The organism is Rhodococcus sp. BP-241, from assembly GCF_019836145.1.
GTDB lineage: Bacteria > Actinomycetota > Actinomycetes > Mycobacteriales > Mycobacteriaceae > Rhodococcoides.
On sequence record NZ_JABUEI010000004.1, the window covers coordinates 365,013 to 387,162 of the forward strand.

22 protein-coding genes are annotated in these 22,150 nt (G+C 68.4%); 7 read left to right on the forward strand and 15 right to left on the reverse strand.

The genetic code is table 11. The annotated features are described in order from the left end of the window. Window positions 1-13: 13 nt before the first annotated feature. Together HQ308_RS10915 and HQ308_RS10920 are read right to left on the reverse strand one after the other, a co-directional pair. A complete protein-coding gene (locus HQ308_RS10915; protein WP_027506099.1) occupies window positions 14-370 on the reverse strand; it encodes a universal stress protein in 357 nt (118 codons plus the stop codon). Window positions 371-407: 37 nt separating this feature from the next. Continuing rightward, window positions 408-1,823, reverse strand: a complete 1,416-nt coding sequence (locus tag HQ308_RS10920; protein WP_056441079.1) for a sugar porter family MFS transporter — start codon at window positions 1,821-1,823, stop codon at window positions 408-410. A gap of 199 nt (window positions 1,824-2,022) precedes the next feature. On the opposite strand from HQ308_RS10920, the gene HQ308_RS10925 reads away from it, so the two are divergent. Next, window positions 2,023-2,172, forward strand: coding sequence for a hypothetical protein (locus tag HQ308_RS10925; protein WP_155957046.1), 150 nt, complete (start codon window positions 2,023-2,025; stop codon window positions 2,170-2,172). Here the strand turns inward: HQ308_RS10925 and HQ308_RS10930 are convergent, their stop codons facing one another. From HQ308_RS10930 to HQ308_RS10965, 8 genes are read right to left on the reverse strand one after another with little or no spacing between them, the layout of a single operon-like run. After that, a complete protein-coding gene (locus HQ308_RS10930) occupies window positions 2,173-3,276 on the reverse strand; it encodes an MSMEG_0565 family glycosyltransferase (protein WP_222646391.1) in 1,104 nt (367 codons plus the stop codon). Next, entirely contained in the window at window positions 3,258-4,121 is an 864-nt protein-coding gene (locus HQ308_RS10935; RefSeq protein WP_056441078.1) for a carbon-nitrogen hydrolase family protein, read from the reverse strand. Before HQ308_RS10935 ends, HQ308_RS10930 begins: the two co-directional genes overlap by 19 nt. A 7-nt stretch (window positions 4,122-4,128) precedes the next feature. Then, window positions 4,129-5,382 (reverse strand): MSMEG_0569 family flavin-dependent oxidoreductase, encoded by a 1,254-nt coding sequence (locus HQ308_RS10940; protein ID WP_037185980.1) that lies wholly within the window; start codon window positions 5,380-5,382, stop codon window positions 4,129-4,131. Then, complete coding sequence (locus HQ308_RS10945) at window positions 5,379-5,663, reverse strand: MSMEG_0570 family nitrogen starvation response protein (RefSeq protein ID WP_056441075.1); 285 nt, start codon at window positions 5,661-5,663, stop codon at window positions 5,379-5,381. Before HQ308_RS10945 ends, HQ308_RS10940 begins: the two co-directional genes overlap by 4 nt. Then, on the reverse strand, window positions 5,656-6,564 hold the full coding sequence (locus HQ308_RS10950) for a carbon-nitrogen hydrolase family protein (protein WP_037185976.1): 909 nt from the start codon (window positions 6,562-6,564) through the stop codon (window positions 5,656-5,658). Before HQ308_RS10950 ends, HQ308_RS10945 begins: the two co-directional genes overlap by 8 nt. Next, window positions 6,561-7,958, reverse strand: coding sequence for an MSMEG_0567/sll0787 family protein (locus HQ308_RS10955; protein ID WP_222646392.1), 1,398 nt, complete (start codon window positions 7,956-7,958; stop codon window positions 6,561-6,563). The genes HQ308_RS10950 and HQ308_RS10955 overlap by 4 nt, the downstream gene beginning before the upstream one ends. 1 nt (window position 7,959) lies before the next feature. Beyond that, window positions 7,960-9,063, reverse strand: a complete 1,104-nt coding sequence (locus tag HQ308_RS10960; RefSeq protein ID WP_222646393.1) for an MSMEG_0568 family radical SAM protein — start codon at window positions 9,061-9,063, stop codon at window positions 7,960-7,962. Window positions 9,064-9,075: 12 nt separating this feature from the next. Continuing rightward, a complete protein-coding gene (locus HQ308_RS10965; protein ID WP_027506093.1) occupies window positions 9,076-9,600 on the reverse strand; it encodes an MSMEG_0572/Sll0783 family nitrogen starvation response protein in 525 nt (174 codons plus the stop codon). A gap of 170 nt (window positions 9,601-9,770) precedes the next feature. Here HQ308_RS10965 and HQ308_RS10970 point away from each other — a divergent pair, with 170 nt between their 5' ends. The 3 genes from HQ308_RS10970 to HQ308_RS10980 are packed head-to-tail and all read left to right on the forward strand — an operon-like array spanning window position 9,771 to window position 11,493. Next, the gene (locus HQ308_RS10970) at window positions 9,771-10,667 is read left to right on the forward strand and encodes a DUF3626 domain-containing protein (RefSeq protein ID WP_308115750.1); all 897 of its coding nucleotides are present in this window, start codon (window positions 9,771-9,773) and stop codon (window positions 10,665-10,667) included. Between the two features lie 12 nt (window positions 10,668-10,679). After that, window positions 10,680-11,060, forward strand: a complete 381-nt coding sequence (locus HQ308_RS10975) for a hypothetical protein (protein WP_027506091.1) — start codon at window positions 10,680-10,682, stop codon at window positions 11,058-11,060. Beyond that, window positions 11,053-11,493: a hypothetical protein gene (locus tag HQ308_RS10980; protein ID WP_222637914.1), complete on the forward strand. Its 441-nt coding sequence runs from the start codon at window positions 11,053-11,055 to the stop codon at window positions 11,491-11,493. The genes HQ308_RS10975 and HQ308_RS10980 overlap by 8 nt, the downstream gene beginning before the upstream one ends. Here the strand turns inward: HQ308_RS10980 and HQ308_RS10985 are convergent, their stop codons facing one another. After that, on the reverse strand, window positions 11,494-11,922 hold the full coding sequence (locus HQ308_RS10985) for an SRPBCC family protein (RefSeq protein ID WP_056442173.1): 429 nt from the start codon (window positions 11,920-11,922) through the stop codon (window positions 11,494-11,496). A gap of 109 nt (window positions 11,923-12,031) precedes the next feature. Between HQ308_RS10985 and HQ308_RS10990 the strand changes: the two genes are divergently transcribed. Then, a complete protein-coding gene (locus tag HQ308_RS10990) occupies window positions 12,032-14,305 on the forward strand; it encodes an ATP-dependent DNA ligase (RefSeq protein ID WP_222646394.1) in 2,274 nt (757 codons plus the stop codon). Between the two features lie 193 nt (window positions 14,306-14,498). Further along, a complete protein-coding gene (locus HQ308_RS10995) occupies window positions 14,499-15,707 on the forward strand; it encodes a lipase family protein (protein ID WP_222646395.1) in 1,209 nt (402 codons plus the stop codon). 8 nt (window positions 15,708-15,715) lie between these two features. On the opposite strand, the gene HQ308_RS11000 is transcribed toward HQ308_RS10995, so the two are convergent. The 4 genes from HQ308_RS11000 to HQ308_RS11015 form a co-directional block, all read right to left on the reverse strand. Next, entirely contained in the window at window positions 15,716-17,590 is a 1,875-nt protein-coding gene (locus tag HQ308_RS11000) for an ABC transporter ATP-binding protein (RefSeq protein ID WP_222646396.1), read from the reverse strand. A 101-nt stretch (window positions 17,591-17,691) separates the two neighbouring features. After that, complete coding sequence (lon, locus tag HQ308_RS11005) at window positions 17,692-20,010, reverse strand: endopeptidase La (RefSeq protein ID WP_222646397.1); 2,319 nt, start codon at window positions 20,008-20,010, stop codon at window positions 17,692-17,694. Between the two features lie 191 nt (window positions 20,011-20,201). After that, window positions 20,202-20,597 carry an OsmC family protein gene (locus HQ308_RS11010; RefSeq protein ID WP_222632294.1) on the reverse strand — a complete coding sequence of 132 codons (396 nt, stop codon included), beginning with the start codon at window positions 20,595-20,597 and terminating at the stop codon, window positions 20,202-20,204. Between the two features lie 43 nt (window positions 20,598-20,640). Beyond that, window positions 20,641-21,456: an alpha/beta fold hydrolase gene (locus HQ308_RS11015; RefSeq protein ID WP_222646398.1), complete on the reverse strand. Its 816-nt coding sequence runs from the start codon at window positions 21,454-21,456 to the stop codon at window positions 20,641-20,643. Between the two features lie 303 nt (window positions 21,457-21,759). On the opposite strand from HQ308_RS11015, the gene HQ308_RS22600 reads away from it, so the two are divergent. Continuing rightward, complete coding sequence (locus HQ308_RS22600; protein WP_308115751.1) at window positions 21,760-22,131, forward strand: DUF4190 domain-containing protein; 372 nt, start codon at window positions 21,760-21,762, stop codon at window positions 22,129-22,131. Window positions 22,132-22,150: the final 19 nt, after the last annotated feature.

Sequence of the window (22,150 nt, forward strand, 5' to 3'; positions counted from 1 at the left end):
CTCACCGTTCGGCTCAGCTGGGTCGAACGGTGAGCACCGGCACCGGTGACGTCATTAGCAGACGCTGACTGACGCTGCCCAGCAATGCCTTTCCCACCCGACTGCGCTTCTTGATCCCGATCACGAGTCGCGTCACCTCCGGGTGCGCCTCGATCTCGTCGATCACCGCGATCACCGGGTCGCGGTCCTCGCGCCCCGCCCGGTCGATCACTCGCACCGCCACGTCACCGCCCACGTCGCTCGTGTCGAGCGCGCCGAGGGTCAGGTTCACCGCGATCACGTCGGTCTCGAGCATGCGCGCCTCCGACACCGCCTCCGACAGTGCGTGTCGGCCCTCGTCGCTGTCGGTCACTGCCACCAGTACTGCCATGATGTCTCGCCGTCCTTCTCGAAGTGGGGTGATCGTGTCAGGAGTACTCGCGGCGGAACCGGGCCTCGAGTTCCTCCAGGCTCTGACCGCGGGTCTCCGGCACCTGCGTGATGATGAAGACCAGGGCCAGTATGCCCAGTCCGACGAAGATGAAGAACGTCGGCGCGATGCCGAGCGCGTCGACCACCGGCGGGAAGGCCAGTGCAACGGCAGCATTGGCGATCCACAGCATGAACACGCAGACACCGATGGCGAAGCTGCGGATCTTGAGCGGGAAGATCTCTGCGAGCATCAACCAGACCAGCGGCCCGATCGTGCCCTGCATGCAGAAGACGAAGAGCACGACGAAGACGAGGATGAAGTATGCCTTGGCGGTGCCGTCCGGCAGCAGCAGTGCGGACAGTCCGACCAGGAGATGGAAGAGCGTCGTCAGTGAGAAGCCCGCGATCAGCATCGTTCGGCGATCGATCCGATTCATGATGAGCAGGCCGACCGTGATGCCGAGGACGCTGAAGAGGCCGTTGAGCGTGTTCGCGATGATGGCGGAGCTGCTCGAGAATCCGGCGTCGCCGAGGAGCTGGGTGCCGTAGTACATCACCGAGTTGATGCCCGTGAACTGTTGGAAAACACCGAGTCCCACACCGATGTAGATCAACCGTCGGATCCACCGCACCGACAGGTCGGCCGCGCCGCCGGTCTGCGAGAGCTTCTCCTCCTCGGCCAGCGCGTGCACCTCGGCCATCTCGGCCTCCGCACGTTCGGGGGACCGCACCTGCTTCAGCACCGCCAGGGCGTCGTCGTCCCGGCCCTGCGAGACGAGCCAGCGCGGACTCTCGGGCATCCGCAGCATGCCGAAGAACAGTGCGAACGCGGGCAACACGGCGACCAGCAGCATGTAGCGCCAGACGGAGTCGTGCTCGCCCCAGATGTTGAAGATGAGGGCGTTGATCACGAAGGCCGCGAACTGGCCGCTGACGATCATGACCTCGTTGCGCGTCACCAGGGAACCGCGGCGCTCGAACGGTGAGACCTCCGAGAGGTACACCGGCACGGTCGCGGACGCTCCGCCGACCGCGAGGCCGAGGATGAAGCGGAACACCGCCAGCACCTCCCACGACGGGGCGAGAACGCAGCCCAGAGTGCCGAGGACGAAGATGCCGGCCAGCATCAGGATGTTGTGCCGACGGCCGTACTTGTCCGACAGTCGGCCCCCGACCAGTGCGCCGATGGCCGCCCCGAAGATGAGGATGCTGACGACGAAGCCCTCGGTGAAGGCCGTGAGCGACAGGTCCTCCTTCAACGGCTCCAGCGCGCCGTTGATGACGCCCGTGTCGTATCCGAACAGCAGGCCACCGAAGGTCGCCACCACGGCGATGACGCCGAGGCGACGCGAGTGGGGACCGGGTGCGTCCGGCGGTAGTGCACTTCCCGTGGTGCTGACTTGCGAAGACATGACATCCCATCGTCGGCGTGGCGGGTCCGAGCCGCCCAGCGACGCTCGAACCATGTCTGTATGTCTTAACATAGTTTCCGCGCCCTGAGAAGTGGATCACATCATTTTCCCCTCGACACCGGTATATCTCTCAGTTGTTCAACTATTCAGAATCTGAGATGATTGGTCCGGCGATCCACGTCGAGAAGGGAGTGCCACCATGTCCGACGAGCCCGAGCGGGACAGCGAGCAACGCGCGGCTCCGTTGTCGTTCGTCCAGTTGTTCTTCGACGCGACGGTCGACACCACGTCGCCGGGACACCTCCCCGACGACGGACCCGACGACGCGGGCACATCGCCCCTGCGCTGATCAGCGATGCGCGAGCCCTGCGTAGAACGCGAGATGAGCGGCCGCGGCGTCGTCCCAACTCGTGCGGGCAGCCAGTGCGCGCCCGGCAGCGGCACGGTCGTCCGACGTCAGAGCGTCCTCGAGTGCGGCAGCCGTCCCCTCCGCGTCGCCGCCGTAGCGCACCGCGTCCCCGAACACCTCGCGGAACACGGGGAGGTCCCGCACCACGACGGGAACCGAGGCGGCGAGAGCCTCCATCGCGGCCAGCCCGAAGCCTTCCTTGGTGGAGAGGAACGCGAATGCCGACGCGCCCGCGGCGAGAGACGGGAGCACGTCGTGGTCGACGGTGCCGAGCACCCGCGGTACGGGCCCCTCGTCGCCTGTCGACCGACCGGCCTCCGGCCTGCCCGCCAGTTCCGCGAGTCGGGTGTCGAACTCCGCCCGGTACCCCCGGTAGTCGAACAACGTCTCACCGCCGGCGAACACCAGACCCACGTCCGGACACCGCTCTCGAAGCGCGGCGTGGGCCTCGAGCAGGTCGATGCTCCCCTTGCGCGGCTCGATGCCACCGACCGCGAGGACGTATCGGCCGAGACGGGTGCGCCACTCGTCGCCGCGTGCCGCCGCGAACCGAGCATGGTCGACCCCGTTGGGGATGACCGTCGGCGACAGCCCCCATCCCGCACGCACCTCGTCGGCCACGGCGCGCGAGACACAGATGCGGGCGAGGGGCTCGACGACCGCGCGCTCGTGGCAGGCGGCGAGTTCCGGTGTCGTGAACTCCTCGAGGTGGTGGATCGTGCGGACACAGCGTCCGACGGCGTTCGCGGTGATGCAGTCCTGGGCATGCACGACGTCGGCTTCACCCGGGTCGAATGCACTGCGCATCAGTGCTATCGACCGCAGGATGCGATCGCCCACCGACTCGTCCTCGCGCGCCGGGAACGGAACGAGACGAACCGTCACCGCGGGATCGATCGCACGGTAGAAGCCCTCGTCGCCGCCGCGCGCCAGGGACCACACCGTCACGTCCGCTCCCGCGCGCGCCAGTGCTTCCGCCAGTTCGACGGTGTGGACCACTCCCCCTCGCGGTTTCGTCGAGTAGGTCAGGAGGGCGACACGCACGTGGTCTCCTTCGATGCCTGTGAGTGGTAGGTGTCCGGTCGTCGTTCGTCGAGGTGACGCAGCACCCGACGGGCCCGGTCCACCTCCGCGTCCACGTCGATGTCGCAGCACGCCAGGCCACCCTTGTCTCGCGTCCGGCACAGGACCTCGCCGCCGGGACCGACGATCTTCGCCTGCCCGAGGAAGCGCAGAGATCCCGTCACCCCCGTGTGATTGGACGACAGCAGCACCACCTGATTCTCGGCTGCCCGGGCGGCGTCGTAGAGGTCGAACAGGCGAGACTGTCTGTCGTTGGCCAACTTCGACGCCCTGTCCGTCACACTGGCCGGCCACGCCGACAGCGCCGCGATGATGCGCGCACCGTCCAGAGCCAAGGTGCGCGCCGCCTCGGGGAATGTCTTGTCGTAATCGATCAGCATGCCCATCCTGCCCACCGGCGTGTCGAACGCCGAGAACCGATCTCCCGCCGCATAGGCCAACGACTCCCCCGCCGGTTGGTGCACCTTTCGATGACGACCCAACACACCGTCGCCCGTGAGGCACACGGCGGCGTTGTAACGGACCAGGGCCGCCCTCTCGGTGTAGCCCACGCACACGGTCATCGCACCGGCCGCAGCAGCGATCACCGCGAGCTCGGGTCCGTCCTCGTCGAGCGCCGGCGGCAGCTCCTCGAGATCGGGCCGCGCGAGATCACCGAGGTAACCGCCGAGGCAGGCGTCGGGCAGGACCAACAGGTCGATGCCCCGCTGATGGCCCTGCTCGATGATGCCCACGATCTTCTCGACGGACCGCTCGACGTCACGGCCGAAGTGTCCCGCGAGCGCCGCCGCCCGGATCGGCGCCATCTCGCGGTCAGACCGCCGCGGGCACGCGGGCGCCGACCGCCGGGGACATCTGCTCCGCGAGGTACTCCGCATCCCGTGCCACCGCCGCGAATCGGCCCGAGCCCCAGGTGTTCTGCCATGGCAGACCCAGGAAGTACAGGCCCTCCGCCGCGGTCACACCGCGGGTGTGAGCCGGGTGGCCCTCACCGTCGAACACCCCGACCTTCAGCCAGCGATAGTCCCGGCGGAAGCCGACGGCCCACACGACGGACGTGACGCCCGCCGCCTCGAGATCGAGCTCGGTGGGTTCCGACTCGGGCCGCCAGACCGGTGTGTATCGCTCCTCGACGGGAGCGTCGAGTCCCGCCCTGGTGATGTAGGCGTCGATGTCGTTCTTGATGCCCTCCGACACCGCGTCCGCCGCGTCGAGTGACTGCTCGAGAGTCGGCGCGAAACGCAGGACACCGTCCGAACCGACGTCGGTCAACCGCCCGTACAGCCGCATCCCGTCCAGCGCGAAGGCACGCAGGTCGATGTCGCGTCCGCCGTCCCGCCCGGTAACGTAGTGGTTCGTGCTCTCCCGCTTGGAGAGTCCGCCGGCGTGTTCGGAGATCGACACGTCGTACACCCCCATGTCCTGCAGCCACGCGACGCAGTCCCGTCCGCGGTAGAAGCGGGCGACACGAGGCGCGGACCCCGCGACGAGGTGCACCTGCCTGCCCTCGAGGTGCAGATCCTCGGCGATCTGCGCGCCGGACTGCCCGGTACCGACCACCAGGACCCCACCCGGAGGAAGCGCCGCCGCGCTGCGGTACCCCGACGAGTGGATCTGCGTGATCGTCTCCGGCACTCGCTCGGCGAGGCGTGGAATCGACGGGACGTGGTAGCCACCGACGGCCACCACGACCTGATCCGCGGTCATCGACCCGGCGGAGGTCGACACGACGTGGCCGCCACCGGGTGCCTGCTGCACCGACAGCACCGCGACGTGTTCGCGGACCGGAGCGCCGAACGAGTCGGCGTAGCGCCGCACGAAGTCGTACACCAGGTCTCGGGTCATGAATCCGTCGGGATCGTCGCCGTCGTAGGCGTACCCGGGCAGGACGCACTGCCAGTTCGGTGTCACCAGGGTGAAGTTGTCCCACCGCCCGTCCAGCCACTCGTGGGCGATGGTGTCCCGTTCGAGGACGACATGGTCGACACCGCGTCGGGTCAGGTGCCAGCTCATGGACAGCCCCGCCTGGCCCGCGCCGATCACGATCACGGTGTGATGCTCGGTCATCGCGCTCCTCCCAGGTCGAGCACGTGCACGGTGCCGCGGTCGAACGCCGCTGCGGTGGTCTCGATCTCGCGCAGAGTCGCCGCTGCCGAGGTACACGCGAAGCCGTACTTGGCCCGCACCCGGTCACTGGCCTCGGTGAGCGCGAGTCGACTGCGCTGCACGAAGTCGGCGATCTCGTAGCGCGTCCCGACCGTGAGATGGTCACGGACGACGAGTGACGGTGAGTAGCACTGTTGGCGGCACCCGTTGGGCCACTGGACGGTGAAGGTCATCTCAGGCACGGCTCATCACCCGGTCCACCCGTGACATGCTGTCGCCGTCGACGAGGGTCCCGTACACGGACGGACGGCGGTCCCGCAGGTTGTACATGCCACCTCCGCGAGCCGCCGCGATCGCCTTCTGCACATCGAGAGTCGCTGTCGCCAGGCCGGGTTCGACGCCCGTGCCGGCGAGGATCTCCCCTCCCGGACCGACGATCTTGGCGCTGCACACGAAGTCCAGCGACCCGAAGGACCCCGCCTGATTGGACGCGATCCACACGACCTGGTTCTCCAGTGCTCGCGCCTGGTCGTAGATGTCGAAGCGCAGCTTCCATCGATCGTCGGCCATGTTCGGAGCACGACCCGTTCGCGAGGTCGGCCATGCCGACAGCGAGGTGATGATCTCGGCGCCGTCGAGTGCGATCTCCCGCGCCGCCTCGGGGAACGCTTTGTCGTAACAGATCTGCATGCCCATCCGGCCGACCGGGGTGTCGAAGGCGCGGTACTCGGAACCCGCCGAGTAGCAGAGGTTCTCGCCCAGCGGCTGGTGCACCTTGCGGTACGAGCCCAGCACCCCGTCACCGTGCACCGTCACCGCGGCGTTGTACCGCGTGAGACCGTCCGCCTCACAGAAACCGAAGGTCACCACCATGTCTCCGGCCATCGCCGACACTCGCGCGATCTCCGGACCGTCCAGCTCGAGGGCCGGCGGCAGGTTCTGCAGCCGGGTGCGGCGCTTCTCCTCCGACTCGTCTCCGCCTCCCAGACTCGGGAGGTAGCCCCCGAGGCACGCCTCCGGCAGGACCAGCAGCGCGCTGCCGCGTCGCCGTGCTTCCGCGATGGTGCGCTCGATGGTGGCGTACGACTCGTCCATGTCGCGGCCGAAGCGCTCGGACGCCACCGAGAGAGTTACGTCGTTCATGCTGGTCCCAATCCTGTGACTGCGGCGGAGACCGCCGAGGTGGTGGCGCCGTCGGGCCACCGCAAGGTGACTCCCGGCTCCGAGGTGAGGCGGCCGCAGGCGGCCGATGTCGCCGGACCGGCCGGCGGGAGCCGACGTCCGGGGCGGTCCGCGGTGATCATCGCGAACCCGGGGAAGCACGTGATCCATCGGCCGAGGTCGGCACCGCCGGGTCGGGGTATGCGGGCGACGTCGATCTCGGCGCCCGTACCGGATGCCTCGGCCAGCATGCCGACGGTGCCCGCGAGCCCCGCCATGCTGACGTCCTTCGCCGCACGAGGAGCTGCCCGGGCCACGAACGAGCCCATCTCGCGGAGGTCCGACCCGGAGCGTGCGGAGGTCGAATCCCACTGCAGGACGTGGTAACCGGGTCGCCAGCCGCCCCCGAGGTCGGCGGTGAGACTCAGCTCGTCACCGACCTCACCGCCGCCCGCACGCACCGGCGACGACGTCCGTCCGAGTGCCGTGACCGACAGCGCCGCCGGCACACCCACCTGGGTGTGGCCGCCGAGCACGGGAACCCCCCACGCGTCACCGGCGCGGGCGAGGCCCCGGATCACGCGGGTGAGGAGCGACGTCGTCGGAGCGCCGACGGCGTCCAGCATGCCCACCGGGGTCGCACCCATGGCGGACAGATCGTTCAGATTCACCAGGGCGGCACACCATCCTGCCCACTCCGGGTCGCGCTCGACCATCGACGGCACGATGGCGTCGCACGCGGCGATGATGTCGGAGCCGGGCACCGGCACTCCGTCGTCGCCTCGGAAACCACTCGCCCCCAACCCCAGTGGCGCAGTGGCCAGGGGCGCCAGCACACCTGCGAGCACGGCCTTGGTCGACCGGACGAGACGTGCCACCGTGTCGATGGTCCAGCGCATCGTCTCGTGCGGGGCGCCGGCCAGCACGGTGGGGCCGGTGGCGGTCCACCCGAGCGCCGTGAACATCGGGACGTGGCGAGACTGCACGGTGGCGTCGAATCGCACCACCCCGGCCGTCTCCACATGAGCGCAGGCGGCTCGGATCAGAGCGGGTCCCACTGCGCGACTACGCTTCTCCCGCGCGACGACGAGGCGGCTGCCCGACCACCATCCCAGGTCGACGTCCGTGCAGGGAGCCACCCGGACCCCGCCGAGGACGGTGCCGTCGGGGGCGGTCGCGAGAAGGACGACCGCGCGCGGATCGTCGTCGACGCCGTCCCGGTCGGTACCCGAGAACAAGCCCTGCTCGACGACGAACGACTCGCGTCGAAGACGGTGATAGGCGGCGAGATCGGCCGCCGACTCGGCCGGCCGGACGAGGAACGGGGCAGCGCCGACGGTGGGTGCCCCGGTGAGGATCGACAGTTCGGTGCTCATGTCAGCCACCCATCGTCTGCAGGACGCTGCACGCACCACACGCTGCGCACCCGGCCTTCTGGTCGGTCCCCAGCATCTCCGCGTCCACCAGTGCCGCGGCCACCCGAGTGCTCACGTCCGTCAACAGCTCGGCGGACGGCGCCCCGGCCCCGTCGACGTCCACCGCGAGGGTCCCCGGGTGTGGCCGGAACGGGACGACGAAGGGATAGACCCCCATCGCGATCAGCTCGGTGGCGCCGCGAACCACCTCGTCCGGGTCCTCGCCGAGCCCGACCAGCAGATACGTCGACACCTGGTTGCGTCCGAAGACACGCACCGCCTCCGCCCATGCCGCGCGGTACTCGTCGAGCGAGACCGACGCCTTGCCCGGCATCCAGCGGCGCCGCACGTCCTCGTCCAGGGACTCGACGTGGATACCGATGGACCGTGCGCCGGCGTCGTACAACTCGGTGAGGGTCGCGAGATCACCGGGCGGTTCGCACTGCACCTGGATCGGCAGGTCGGGGAGCACGGCGCGCACCGCGCGGACGCAGCGTGCCAGGTGCAACGCCCCGCGATCTCGGCCCGCCGAGGTCCCGGTCGTCATGACCATCTGGGTGATGCCGTCGAGTCGCACCGCCGCCTCGGCCACGGCGGCGAGATCGGCGGGCTTCTTCACCGCCACGGTGGCGCCGCTGCGCAACGACTCCTCGATGGAGCAGAACCGACACCGTTGCGACTCGTCGTAGCGAATGCAGGTCTGGACCACGGTCGTGGCCAGCACCCCCTTGCCGTGGAGCTTGGCGAGCTTCTCGTAGGGCACACCGTCGTCGGTGGTGAGGTCGTAGAAGGCCGGCCGGGCGATGGCGGCGATGTCCAGTCCGATGTCGTCCCCGTCGAACAGCACCCGATCGCCGTCCAGGACGTAGGGGCTCGACGGATTGCGGGGCAGCGCTGCACCGAGTCCGTCGATGCTCACGTGGCCGTCGTCGCTCGGTCCCGCACCCGCGGTGCGGCGCACCGGTGGGGTCCCACGGATGCCGAGCAGGGCCAGATCGACCCGGTGGTTCCTGGTCGAGCGGGAAGGCCGGAGGCCGGTCGGGGTCTGCAGTCGAACGTCGGACATCGCCGTCTCACCTCAGACCATGTACGTGGAGTTGATGATCGCGCCCTTGCGGGCGTAGTGGATCAACGCGTCCTGCACGTCCAGCGGGTGCGCGGGCACGACGCCCTCGATGAGGTCTTCCTCGCGGCCGCCGTGCAGCGCGAGCCCGAATCGGCAACAGAACACGGTGCCGCCCTCCGAGATGAACGTCGCGAGAGCGTCGTTGATGTTCTGCTCGCCGGGGAAACCGGAGTCTCCGGTGGTGGGGAAGCCGCGGGTCGCCAGGCAGTTGATGGCACCGGGACCGTAGAAGTACATCGCCGACTCGTAGCCCTTGCGCAGAGCGCGCGTCGCCTGCAGCACGGCGACGAAGCTCACCGACGACTCGTGGGCGATGCCGTGCACGAGGGTGAAGTACGACTCGCCGTCCTCCGCCTTGTAGTCCGGGAAGATCTTGGTTCCGCCGTAGATGTTGCTGCCCTTGGGGAGTGACGGGTGCGGGATCTCGGCGAGTGAGGCGGACATGTTGTCGAGGATGGTCTGATCGAACGCGGCCACGGGAACCTCCGGAAGATGAGTGAGCGAGTACTCGGGTGCGGAGACGTCCGTCCCGCTGACACCAGTACAGGCCCGCTCGATGTCCGGATGGTCACCCGCGGAACAACGCCCTGTTTCGTCCTGCTCACTCGCGTAACCCCGACGACACACCGCCGCGTTACCGTCGGAGTGTGGTCGACGCCTCGGGTGCCCGACGCCTCCTCGCACTCGCGCACGTCGCGTCGCGAGTCGAGGCGGGCCCACCCGTGCCGCCGGCGACGAGAGTGACCGTGCACTTCCATCCCGATCGGCTCGTGGCCGGCCGACCGTTGCTCGAGGTGCTGATCGAGGAGAACCTGTACCGATCGCAGTTCGTCACCGGCACGAGCAACGGCGGGTTCGATCCTGCGCCCGGCGGTCGTCGCCACGCATGGGAGTCCCGGATGTTCGGTGGGGCGTACGACCACGGCCCGGCATCGGAGCGCCCGATCTACGGCTCGCTGAATCACCGCCTGGAGCCCGCGGGCGGATCGGTGCGCTTCGGCTCCTCCCACCTGGTGCTCCGCCGAGACGTGCTCCCCGCGACGACCTTCTGCTACCCCGATTCCGTCCACGAGCCGACAGCCTTCGGCACCGGTGAGCGCATGCCACTCGTCGAGACGGCACTCTCCCACCACGACGTCGACGTGCTCGACGACTACATCGAGGCCCATGTCCACGGACCGCTACGACTCGACACCGATGTCGAGGCACTCGTTCTCGACCCGTCGTTCCGCGGGACCGAGCTGGACGCGATCGCACGCCGGGCACCCGTTCCGGTGCGGTGGCACCACGGGTTCGAGCTGACATCGAGTCGGTTCGATCACTGCGCCGACTACCGCGGACCACACATCGCCGACCTCGCACGGTCCGTGGCGAGAGACGGGCGTCTCACCGCGTACATCGTCGGTCAGGCCGCGAACACCGGTGAGCACGACGATCAGCACGTCAAACAGCTCTGGCACTGCGTCGCGCGCTTCGGACACGACTGGTCCGACCGTCCGGGGGCCGCAACCTCACCTGCCGAGGGACGAATCGGACGGGGATAAACTGGGCTCACCATGCTCACACCCATCACGGTCGCCCTCTACGTGCTGCCACTCGTCGCCGCGGTCTGGGCACTGGTGAAGCTGATCCGCAATCAGGCGCTGCTCCTCGCGAACCGCGGAGACCGCGTGTTCTTCCGGTTTCTCGTCGGCATCGAGCTGCTCGTGCTCGCGCAGGCCGTGGTCGGTTTCGTCGCCCTGGCCACCACCGACCGCGATGTGCACACCGTCACCTTCGGCGCGTACCTCATCGGTCTCGCACTGCTGCTGCCCATCGGAGTGTGGTGGTCTCTCGGGGACCGCAGTCGCGGCGGCACCGCCGTCCTGATCGTCGTCACCCTCACCCTCGCGGTGATGGTGCTGCGTCTGAACCAGATCTGGGCCGGCCATGCCTGACACCGCACGCACGGACCTGCAGACGGCCACCCGGTCCGGCATCGGGCGCGTCCTCATCGCCCTCTACGCCCTGTTCTCCGTCGCCGCCGCGTCGCGCTCGGCGGTGCAGATCGGGACCCGGTTCGACGACGCACCGGTCGCGTACCTGCTGTCCGCGTTCGCCGCCCTGGTCTACATCGTCGGCACCGTGTGTCTCGCACGAGCCTCCGTGGTGTCGCGCCGCATCGCGACCATCTCGTGCGTCGTCGAGATAGTCGGTGTGCTCGCCGTCTCGATCGCCAGTTACGCCGTGCCGCAGGAGTTCCCGGAGCCCACGGTGTGGTCGCACTTCGGATCGGGCTACCTGTTCATCCCGGTGATCCTGCCGATCGCGGCGCTGTGGTGGCTGCGCCGGACGGACACCGGTAGGGCGGGGACCACACCCGTGGCGTGACTACCCCAGCTTCGCCAGGTTGGTCACACTCGTGCGCACGTCCGACTCCAGCACCTTCGCGACGACCCCGCCGATCGGGCCGGACAGCAACCCGCCGCGGAAGTTCGCGTCGAGGGTGAACTCCGATCCGGCGCCCTTCGGCGCGACGGACATCTTCAGATCGATCTTGATACCGCCCTTGCCTTTGCCGAGCAGCGCGATCTCGTAGGGCTTGTCGTACTCGGTGATCGTCCAGGTGATCACGTTGCGGAAACCCTTGACCTTGATCAGCGAGTCGATGGTGACGCCTTCCTTCAACGTGTCCGGCACGGGGCTGCGCCATCCACCGAAGATGGTCATCCACTCCTGGAAGCTGGACAGATCGGACGCCCTGGCCCACGCCTCGTCCGGTGTCATCGTCGAATCCACCGTCACGTTCACTCCGGCCACGCGGCCCTCGCTTCCTGCCTCGTCGGTCCCGCGCGCGGGTCCTGCCACCGAGCGTGGCACCGCCCTCGAACATACCCAGCTCGCGAAGCACGCAATCTATCCTGAACCCATGGCATCGCTGGAGGTCGCGGGGCGACAGATCGCCCTGACCAACGTCGACAAGGTGCTGTGGCCGGAGACGGGCACCACCAAGGGCGAGGTGATCGACTACTACGTCGACATCGCGCCCGCGATGCTCCCCCACCTTCTCGGACGCCCTGTCACGCGGAAGCGATGGCCGAACGGGGTCCAGGCAGGCTCGTTCTTCGAGAAGAACCTCGCCGCGTCGGCTCCGGACTGGCTCGATCGACGACGTCTGCACCACTCGGACCGCGTCGTGGTCTACCCCGTCTTCCACACCGCCGCCGATCTCGCGTGGCTGGGACAGCAGGCTGCGCTGGAAGCCCATGTGCCGCAATGGACTTTCGACGGCGACGAGCAGGGCAAAGCCACCCGCATCGTCTTCGATCTCGATCCGGGCGAGGGCGTCGACCTCGACACCTGCGCGACCGTGGCCTGTGAGGTACGGGCGATGATCACCGCCATCGGGCTCACCGCGCACCCCCTCACCAGTGGTAGCAAAGGCATACACCTGTACGTCCCGCTGGAGAAGCCGGTCTCGTCGTCCGGCGCCTCGACCGTCGCGAAACGCGTTGCGACGCTTCTCGAGGAGAAGATGCCCGATCTGGTCACCGCATCGATGTCGAAGGCTCTGCGGCCCGGGAAGATCTTCCTGGACTGGAGTCAGAACAACGGCAAGAAGACCACCATCGCGCCGTACTCGCTGCGCGGACGCGACCGCCCTACCGTCGCGGCTCCGCGGACGTGGGACGAGCTCTCCGGCGGCGGTCTCGCTCAACTGAGCTTCGATGAGGTGCTCGCTCGCTTCCACCGGGACGGCGATCTGCTCGCCGGCCTCGATCCGGAGCCGGAGGCGTCGACGATCACCGACAGCCTCGGTCCGTACCGCGGCAAGCGGACTGCCTCGCGCACACCGGAACCCGTCCCGACGACATCGACGACTCGGGAATCCGCGGACCCGATCTTCGTCATCCAGGAACACCACGCACGTCGACTCCACTACGACTTCCGACTCGAGCGCGACGGCGTGCTGGTCTCGTGGGCGGTCCCGAAGAATCTGCCGACGGACGAGAAGAAGAACCATCTCGCCGTGCACACCGAGGACCATCCGATGGACTACGCATCCTTCGAGGGGACCATCCCGCAGGGCGAGTACGGCGGCGGCGAGGTCAGCGTCTGGGATCACGGCACCTTCACCACCGAGAAGTGGCGGGACGACGAGGTCATCGTCGAACTCGCGGGTGAGCGCGTCGCGGGCCGGTACGCACTGATCCGGACCGACCGGGACCAGTGGCTCGTGCACCGGATGACATCGCGCCCCCAGCCGACACGCACGCAGTTGCCCCAGCACCTGCGGCCGATGCTGGCGTCCGCCGGAACGCTGTCCGGACTCGAAGCCGACGAGTGGTCGTTCGAGGGGAAATGGGACGGCGTCCGCATCGTCGCGACCCTCGACCACGGGGACGTCGTGCTCGAGAGTCGAACCGGACAGGACCTCACGCGCCGCTACGCGGGGATCACGGCGCTCGCCGCGGATCTGTCCGACCATGCGGTCGTACTGGACGGCGAGGCCGTGGTCTACCGCGCGGACGGAGTCACCAGCTTCCAGGCACTGCAGGACGCGCATCCCGACGACGTGCAGTTCATCTGCTTCGACATCCTCCACCTCGACGGCACCGATCTGACGGGCAAGAAGTTCACCGACCGGCGCAAGATCCTCGAACTGCTCCTGACCGGCCTCGAGACAGCGACCGTCTCGCCGCTCCTGCCCGGCACAGCGGCGGGAGCACTGTCCGAGAGCGAACGCCGCGGGTGGGAGGGCATCGTCGCGAAGCGGCGGGACTCGACCTACGAGGTGGGCCGACGCAGCACCTCGTGGATCAAGGTGAAGAACTGGCGGACGCAGGAGGTGGTCATCGGCGGATGGCGCGCCGGCAAGGGTTCCCGCACCGGGAGCATCGGGTCGCTCCTGCTCGGCATCCCGTCGGAGAACGGACTGCACTACGTCGGGCGCGTCGGCACCGGGTTCACCGAGCGCCAGCGCGCGGACCTGCTGACACTGCTGCGCCCCAGCGTCGTCGACGAGTCACCGTTCGACGAACCTCTCCCCACCGCCGACCGCCGCGATGCGACGTGGGTGGCCCCCACCGTCGTCGGCGAGGTGCGGTTCTTCGAGTGGACGGACGGCGGCTCGTTGCGCCATCCGAGCTGGCGGGGCCTGCGTGAGGACAAGACCGTCGAGGACGTTCACCGCGAGGACTGAGCGCTCCCACTCGAGTGGACAAAGTTTGGACCTTACACAAGAACCACCGAATACGGTTGTCGCCGTCGTGTCGCTTGCTTACGGTTCGATCACGGGGCCGGGGCGCCGTTTCCCGAGTGGAACCGAGCGCTCGGGCAGTGTTCAATGTGGCTGTCGTTCGATAACCGCACAGTCGGTTCGTAGGAGTGTTCCAGTGAGATCCATTCGTCGCCTCGTGCTCGCCGTGGTCACCGCAGCCGTCGTCGCTGCCGCCCTTCCGGGGACCGCAGCCGCAGACGCCCAGTACCCGACCCCCAATGCCGACCCGTTCTACTCCGCGCCGGGCGACATCTCCGGGCTCGCACCGGGCACGATCCTCGCCAGCCGTCCGATGCCCAACCCGCCCAACTTCATCGGCGTGTCGACGTGGCAACTGGCGTTCCGCAGCACCGGCAGCGAGGGCAACCCCATCGTCGGTGTCACCACCGTCTTCGTCCCACTGGGGAAGGCGCCCGACGGCCCGCTGCTCTCCTACCAGCAGATCGTCAATGCTCTCGGCCTGAAGTGCGCGCCCTCGCAGGCGTTGTGGTCGACCGACCCGAACGTCGTCATCCGCGACGCCGCCGCCTTGAACGCGGTGTTCACCCGCGGCTGGTCGGTCTCGATGCCGGACCACCTCGGCCCCAACAGTGCCTACGGTGCCGCCAAGCTGGGCGGTCAGATCACGCTGGACGGCATCCGCGCTGCCAAGAACTTCGATCCGCTGCAGCTGCGCAACAGCCCCGTCGGCATGGGCGGCTACTCCGGCGGCGGCATGGCCACCGCCTGGGCAGCCGCGTTGGCACCCTCGTACGCACCCGAGTTGAACATCGTGGGCAGCGCCCAGGGTGGCGTTCCGATGAACCTGTTGAAGATGGCCTACATGCTCGGCGAGAACACACCGCACCCCGTGTTCGGGCTGGCACTGGCCGCGGCGATCGGTCTCGGACGCGAGTACCCGGACCGGATGCCCGTGTCGCAGAACCTGACTCCCCAGGGCACGTCGATGATGAATCAGATCGCCGACTCCTGCACCAACGACATCCTGGCCGTGGGCGCCAACCACAGCGCCGCGGAGATCACCGCGAACAAGTCGGTGTTCGCGGATCCGCAGGGCCGTGCCGTCGTGGAAGAGAACAGTGTCGAGCTCTACCCCGGCGTTCCGCGTGCACCGATCTTCGAGTGGCACAGCCCGACCGACGGGCTCATCCCCGTCGTCGCCATCGACAGCACCACCGCCCGGTACTGCAGCGCCGGCGCTCGAGTGCAGACGCTGCTCACCCCGACACCCGACCACCTCAGTGGCGCGTTGCTCGGGCTGCCGTCCGCACTGCAGTGGCTGAACGATCGCTTCGCCGGCCTGCCTGCACCCAGCACCTGCTGATCGGAGGGTCAGGCGCGGACCGGTTCGTCGAACTGCGTGCGGTAGAGCTCGGAGTAACGACCCGAGTTCGCCAGCAGTTCGGTGTGCGTACCGCGCTCGACGACGCGGCCGTTCTCGATGACCAGGATGAGATCGGCCGCCCGGATGGTGGAGAGCCGGTGCGCGATGACGATGGACGTCCGTCCCTCCAGTGCCTCGGCGAGTGCCTCCTGCACCGCGGCCTCGGACGTGGAGTCCAGTGACGCGGTGGCCTCGTCCAACACGACGACGGTGGGACGCGCCAGCAGCAGGCGGGCGATGGTGACGCGTTGACGCTCACCACCGGAGAAGCGATAGCCGCGCTCGCCGACCACGGTGTCCAGGCCGTCCGGCAGCGACAGCACCAACTCCTCGAGACGCGCACGCCGCAGCGCGGACCAGATCTCCTCCTCCGTCGCATCCGGGCGCGCCAGGGTGAGATTGGAGCGCAACGTCTCGTGGAACAGGTGGCCGTCCTGCGTCACCATGCCGACGGTGCGCCGGATCGATTCGGCCGTCAGATCCCGCACGTCGACGTCGCCGATGCGCACGGCACCGGAATCCACGTCGTACAGCCGCGAGACGAGCTGCGCGATGGTCGACTTTCCTGCACCGGACGAGCCGACCAGGGCCACCATGTGTCCGGGCTCGGCGCGGAATGACACCCCGTGGAGCACCTCCTCGCCGCCGCGAGCATCCAGGACGGACACGTCCTCCAGAGACGCCAGTGACACCTTGTCGGCCGACGGATAGGCGAAGCGGACGTCGTCGAACTCGACGGTGACCGGGCCCTCCGGAACCGCCCGGGCATCGGGTTTGTCGGTGATGAGCGGATCGAGGTCGAGGATCTCGAAGACCCGCTCGAAGCTCACCACGGCGCTCATGATGTCGACGCGGGCGCTCGCCAGTGCGGTGAGCGGCGCGTACAGCCTGGTCAGAAGCAGCGCGAGAGTCACGACCGACCCTGCGTCGAGCTGCCCCCGCAGCGCGTAGAAGCCACCGAGGCCGTAGACGAGCGCGAGTGCCAGCGCGGACACGAGGGTCAGCGCCGTCACGAAGACGGTCTGGACCATGGCCGACCGCACGCCGATGTCACGGACGCGGCCCGCCCGCAGCGCGAACTCGGCCGACTCGTGGTCCGGGCGTCCGAACAGCTTGATCAGCGTCGCGCCGGGAGCGGAGAAACGCTCCGTCATCTGCGTCGACATGGCCGCGTTGTGCGCGGCGGCCTCACGCTGCAGACGGGCGAGCCGAGTGCCCATCCTGCGGGCCGGGAGCACGAAGATCGGCAACAGCAACAGTGCCAGCAGGGTGATCTGCCAGGAGATCCCGAGCATGACGACGAGGGTGAGCAGCAACGTCACGAGGTTGCTGACGACACCCGACAGCGTGCCGCTGAAGGCGCGCTGCGCCCCGATGACGTCGTTGTTCAGCCGCGAGACCAGGGCACCGGTGCGCGTGCGTGTGAAGAAGGCGATGGGCATCTTCTGCACGTGGTCGAACACGCGAGTACGAAGGTCGAGGATGAGGTTCTCGCCGATCCGCGCCGAGAGCCACCGGTTCACCAGCCCCGTACCGGCATCGAGCAACGCCACGACCGCGATGATGACGGCCAGTACGAGGACCGTCCCGTACGCGCTGCCCTGCACGATCGCGTCCACGACACGGCCGGCCAGCACGGGCGTCGCAACGGCCAGGACCGCCGCGACGACGCTGAGGATCAGGAACCCGACAAGCAGGGAGCGCAGGGGTCGCGCGAACACCATGATCCGCCGCACGGTCACCCGGGAGAACGGTCGGTGATCGTCGCCGTTGGTGTGCATCGATCGGTACATCTGGTTCCACGCGGTCATTTCCATACTCATGTGGAACCTCCTGTTACTCGTCACGATCTCTGCACACCCACGGCGCGGCCCGTTCACCTGCATTGAGGGCAACCCCCGCGCTGCCCCCGCTCATTCCGTGGTCAGGCCGCGGCGACCTGCTCCCGCGCAGGTTCGAGGGCTTGGGCGACGATATCGGCGACGTCCGACATGGGCCGGACGTCGACGGCAGCCCGTACCTCGGCCGGCACGTCGTCGAGATCGGGCTCGTTCCGCGCGGGAACGAACACGGTGGTGAGTCCGGCGCGCTGAGCGGCGAGCAATTTCTGCTTCACCCCACCGATCGGGAGTACCCGACCGTTCAGCGAGACCTCGCCCGTCATCCCGACGTCGGACCGCACGGGTCGCCCCGTCGCCATCGACACCAGCGCGGTGACCATCGTGACGCCCGCGGACGGGCCGTCCTTCGGTACGGCGCCGGCCGGCACGTGGATGTGGATCGCCTTGTCCAGCGCCGTGGGGTCCACCCCGAGTTCCGCCGCGTGCGACCGCACGTAGGAGAGCGCGATCTGCGCCGACTCCTTCATGACGTCGCCGAGCTGACCGGTGAGGGTGAGACCGGCGGTGTCACCCGTCGAGCTCGCCTCGATGAACAGGACGTCGCCGCCCAGACCGGTCACGGCCAGGCCCGTCGCGACACCGGGGACCTCGGTGCGTTCGTGTGCCTCGGGGGTGAAGCGGGGCCGTCCGAGGTAGGTGACCAGATCGGGCTCGTCCACCGTGATGGGCCGCTCGTCCTGCGCCAGCACGGTCGCCACCTTGCGCAACGCCTTCGCCAGCAGTCGCTCGAACTGACGGACACCGGGCTCACGGGTGTAGTCGGCGGCGATCGTGCGGAGTGCAGCGTCCGTGACGGTCACCTCGGCATCGGTCAGTGCAGCGCGGTCGACCTGCCGCGGAAGCAGGTGGTTCCGTGCGATGACGACCTTGTCGTCCTCGGTGTAGCCGTCGATGGTCACCAGTTCCATACGGTCCAGCAGCGCTGTCGGAATCTGGTCGATCACGTTGGCGGTCGCCAGGAACACCACGTCCGACAGGTCGAGATCGAGGTCCAGGTAATGGTCCCGGAACGTGTGGTTCTGAGCCGGATCGAGCACCTCGAGCAGCGCCGCCGCGGGGTCACCGCGGAAGTCCGACCCGATCTTGTCGATCTCGTCCAGCAGGACGACGGGATTCATCGAGCCTGCCTCGGCGATCGCACGCACGATCCGGCCCGGCAGGGCTCCGACGTACGTACGCCGGTGTCCGCGAATCTCGGCCTCGTCGCGCACGCCACCGAGGGCGACGCGAACGAACTTGCGGCCCAACGCCTTCGCCACCGACTCGCCCAGCGAGGTCTTGCCCACGCCGGGAGGACCGGCCAGCACCATGACGGCACCGGATCCGCGTCCGCCCACCACCGTCAGACCGCGTGAAGCGCGCCTCGACCGGACGGCCAGGTACTCGGTGATGCGGTCCTTCACGTCGTCGAGTCCGTGGTGGTCGGCATCGAGAACGGCGCGCGCTGCCACGATGTCCGTGCTGTCGTCGGTCGTCACCGTCCACGGCAATTCCAGGACCGTGTCCAACCACGTTCGGATCCAACCACTCTCGGGACTCTGATCGCTCGAGCGCTCCAGCCGGCCCACCTCGCGCAGCGCCGCCTCACGAACCGAGTCGGGCAGGTCTGCGGATTCGACGCGTCCGCGGTAGTCGTCGGCACCGTCGGGTTCGCCCTCGCCCAGCTCCTTGCGGATGGCGGCGAGTTGCTGGCGCAGCAGGAATTCCTTCTGCGTCTTCTCCATGCCGTCGCGGACGTCGCCGGCGATCTTGTCCGTCACCTCTACCTCGGCGAGGTGGTCGGTGGTCCACTCGGTCAGCACCGTCAATCGTGCTGCCACGTCCGGGGTCTCGAGCAACTGCCGCTTCTGGACATCGGTGAGCCACGACGCGTAGCCGGCGGTGTCGGCCAGCGCGGACGGGTCCGAGAGCTTGTTCACCGAGTCGATGACCTGCCATGCCTCGCGGCGCTGCAACATGGCCAGAACGAGCTTCTTGTACTCCGCGGCGAGAGTCCGTACGGCGTCCGTCGGCTCCGGCTCGGACACCGGCTCGGCCTCCACCCAGAGGGCCGCGCCGGGGCCGCTCACGCCGGACCCGATGTGCGCACGCTTCTCCGCCTTCAGCACCGCAGCCGGCTCACCGGTCGCGAGACGGCCGACCTGCACGATCGTCGCCACGACACCGTAGGCGGGGTAGCGGTCGTCCAGTCGTGGGGCGATCAGCAGAGTGCCGTCGGCGCTGGTCCGCGCGGCGTCGACCGCAGCGCGGGCAGCGTCGTCCAGTTCGACCGGCACGACCATGCCGGGCAGGACGACGGGGTCGGTCAGGAACAGAACGGGCAAGCGAGTCGATTCGCTCATGGGGTCCTCCAAAGTTCAGCGTGATCAGCTCAACTTGGCGGTGGGCCCCGGTGTTCCCGCAGATGAGGGCGTTCGCTGGAGGCGGACATGGCGGGCCCGAGAGTGGTTCCCGCAGGCATTCCATGCTCCCGCAGCGGCTGCAACCACTACGGCGAGGCGGAACACCCGCGGGAACGGTCAGCCGGCGGCGCTCACTCGCTGAGCGTCACGTCCACGCCGGTGACGGTCTTGAGGAACGGGCAGATCGACCGTGCCTGCTCGAGCACGTCGCCCGGGTTGTCGACGCCCGGCAGTGTCACGCCGAGGCGGTAGGCCGCGTCGTAGCCCGCGCCGTCCGCGGAGGACAGCGTCACCTGTCCCTCCACCGATGCACCCTCGAGGGATCCACCCGCGGTACCGACTGCGATGCGCAGCGACTCGAGCAGGCACGAGCTCAGCGCAGCGGCCATCAACTGTTCGGGGTTGGTCGCCCCACCCGGACCCCCGAGGTCGGAGGGCTCGTGGACATCGAGGGAGAGCACGTCGTCGCTCGAGGAGATCGATCCGTCGGTGGCGGTGACAGTGGCGGTGTACAGGTCTTGGCTCATGTCTGCCGGGTGTCCGCGAACCGCTGTCCGCAAACCACCGAGGTCAGGAGTGCTCGGCGAGGAAGCCGAGCACCTCGTCCTCGAACTTCCGCGGCTCGTCCAGAAACAGTGCGTGACTGCTGTTCTCGAACACGACGGTGCGCGCGCCGGGAATCGTGTCACCCACGTACTGTGCCGCTTCCCACGGAAACGCCTTGTCGTGCTTGCCCACCATGACCAGTGACGGCAGCTCGAGTGCCGGCAGCAGATCGCGCCAGTCGTGGTGGGTGTGGTCCGCCATCACCGCGTTGCGCGCCTCCGAGGAGATCTTCGTCATCTCCGCGAGGAGGACCTCGACACGCTCGGCGGGGAGGTCGGTGGCGGTGATCTCGTCGAGCTGTTCGCGGTCGAAGTTCTCGCGGTCGTACGTCACACGGCCCTGCACCGCGGCCAGCGACGCGTCGTCGAAGATGCTGGTGTGCGCCAGGGTCCACTCGGGCGTCCGGTACTGGCGAGGAGTCTGCGCGACGTAGATCGCCTGCGCCAGCATGTCGGTGCCGAACAGCTCCTGGTAGCTCCAGATCACGGGACAACCCAGTGACCACCCCAGGACTGTGACGTCCGTCAGCTCCAGCCCCACGAGCAGATCGCGGAGGTCCTTGGCCAACCTCGACACCCGGTAGCCGTGGCCCGGATCCTCCGAGTCACCGTGAGCGCGCAGATCGACGGTGATCACGCGGGCGTACTCGGCGAGCCGATCGACACTGCCGTCGAAGAAGCGGCCGCTGAATCCCCACCCGTGCAGCATCACGAGCGGCCGTCCCGTTCCCTGGTCGGTGTAGTGCAGGACTGTGCCGTCGCTGACGGTCCACGTACTCATCCTGCTGAGATACCCCACCGGACACCTGCGGTAACGGTGCGATCACGCACTCCCGCCGAAGGTGCCGTCCGGCGCTACAGTGCGAGACACCAGCCGAGTCGCCCGTCAGGAGAGACCAGTGAGCGGTCCCACGCCCGAGTACGGCCAGCAGCCCGAATATGGTCAGCAGCCCCGTACGGCCAGCAGCCTCAGTACGGTCAGCAGCCTCAGTACGGTCAGCAGCCCGGTTCCGGCGGGCAGTACCCACCACCCGGCGGCTACGACGGCGGCTACGGCCAGCCCCCGGTCAGCCCGAAGAACGGCGTGGGAATCGCGGCGCTGATTCTCGGCATCCTGTCGATCCTGGCCTTCTGGACCTTCGGATTCGGCATCTTCCTGGGCATCATTGCCGTGGTGCTCGGCGTGCTCGGCCGCGGCCGAGTCAAGCGCCGCGAAGCCACGAACGGCGGCGTCGCCACGACGGGGCTGGTGCTGGGTGTCCTCGGCATCATCGGTGGCGCGGTGTTCATCGCCCTGACCGTATGGGTGTTCAACGAGGTGGGAGTCGGCGACCTCGCGACCTGCCTCAGCGACGCCGGTGGCGACGCGACACGGGTCGAGCAGTGCCAGCAGCAGTTCACCGACAATCTGGAGAACCAGTTCTCGGTGACCCTGACGCCCGCTCCGACGCCGTGACAGGTGCGGAAGGGTTGAC

Bases quoted from the DNA above. Each gene is read 5' to 3' on its own strand.
- HQ308_RS10920 (WP_056441079.1), bottom strand. From the start codon at position 1,823: ATGTCTTCGCAAGTCAGCACCACGGGAAGTGCACTACCGCCGGACGCA.
- HQ308_RS10915 (WP_027506099.1), bottom strand. From the start codon at position 370: ATGGCAGTACTGGTGGCAGTGACCGACAGCGACGAGGGCCGACACGCA.
- HQ308_RS10935 (WP_056441078.1), bottom strand. From the start codon at position 4,121: ATGGCGCCGATCCGGGCGGCGGCGCTCGCGGGACACTTCGGCCGTGAC.
- HQ308_RS10960 (WP_222646393.1), bottom strand. From the start codon at position 9,063: ATGTCCGACGTTCGACTGCAGACCCCGACCGGCCTCCGGCCTTCCCGC.
- HQ308_RS10940 (WP_037185980.1), bottom strand. From the start codon at position 5,382: ATGACCGAGCATCACACCGTGATCGTGATCGGCGCGGGCCAGGCGGGG.
- HQ308_RS11010 (WP_222632294.1), bottom strand. From the start codon at position 20,597: ATGAGCCAAGACCTGTACACCGCCACTGTCACCGCCACCGACGGATCG.
- HQ308_RS10955 (WP_222646392.1), bottom strand. From the start codon at position 7,958: ATGAGCACCGAACTGTCGATCCTCACCGGGGCACCCACCGTCGGCGCT.
- HQ308_RS10950 (WP_037185976.1), bottom strand. From the start codon at position 6,564: ATGAACGACGTAACTCTCTCGGTGGCGTCCGAGCGCTTCGGCCGCGAC.
- HQ308_RS10980 (WP_222637914.1), top strand. From the start codon at position 11,053: ATGCCTGACACCGCACGCACGGACCTGCAGACGGCCACCCGGTCCGGC.
- HQ308_RS10975 (WP_027506091.1), top strand. From the start codon at position 10,680: ATGCTCACACCCATCACGGTCGCCCTCTACGTGCTGCCACTCGTCGCC.
- lon (WP_222646397.1), bottom strand. From the start codon at position 20,010: ATGAGCGAATCGACTCGCTTGCCCGTTCTGTTCCTGACCGACCCCGTC.
- HQ308_RS11015 (WP_222646398.1), bottom strand. From the start codon at position 21,456: ATGAGTACGTGGACCGTCAGCGACGGCACAGTCCTGCACTACACCGAC.
- HQ308_RS11000 (WP_222646396.1), bottom strand. From the start codon at position 17,590: ATGAGTATGGAAATGACCGCGTGGAACCAGATGTACCGATCGATGCAC.
- HQ308_RS10925 (WP_155957046.1), top strand. From the start codon at position 2,023: ATGTCCGACGAGCCCGAGCGGGACAGCGAGCAACGCGCGGCTCCGTTG.
- HQ308_RS10990 (WP_222646394.1), top strand. From the start codon at position 12,032: ATGGCATCGCTGGAGGTCGCGGGGCGACAGATCGCCCTGACCAACGTC.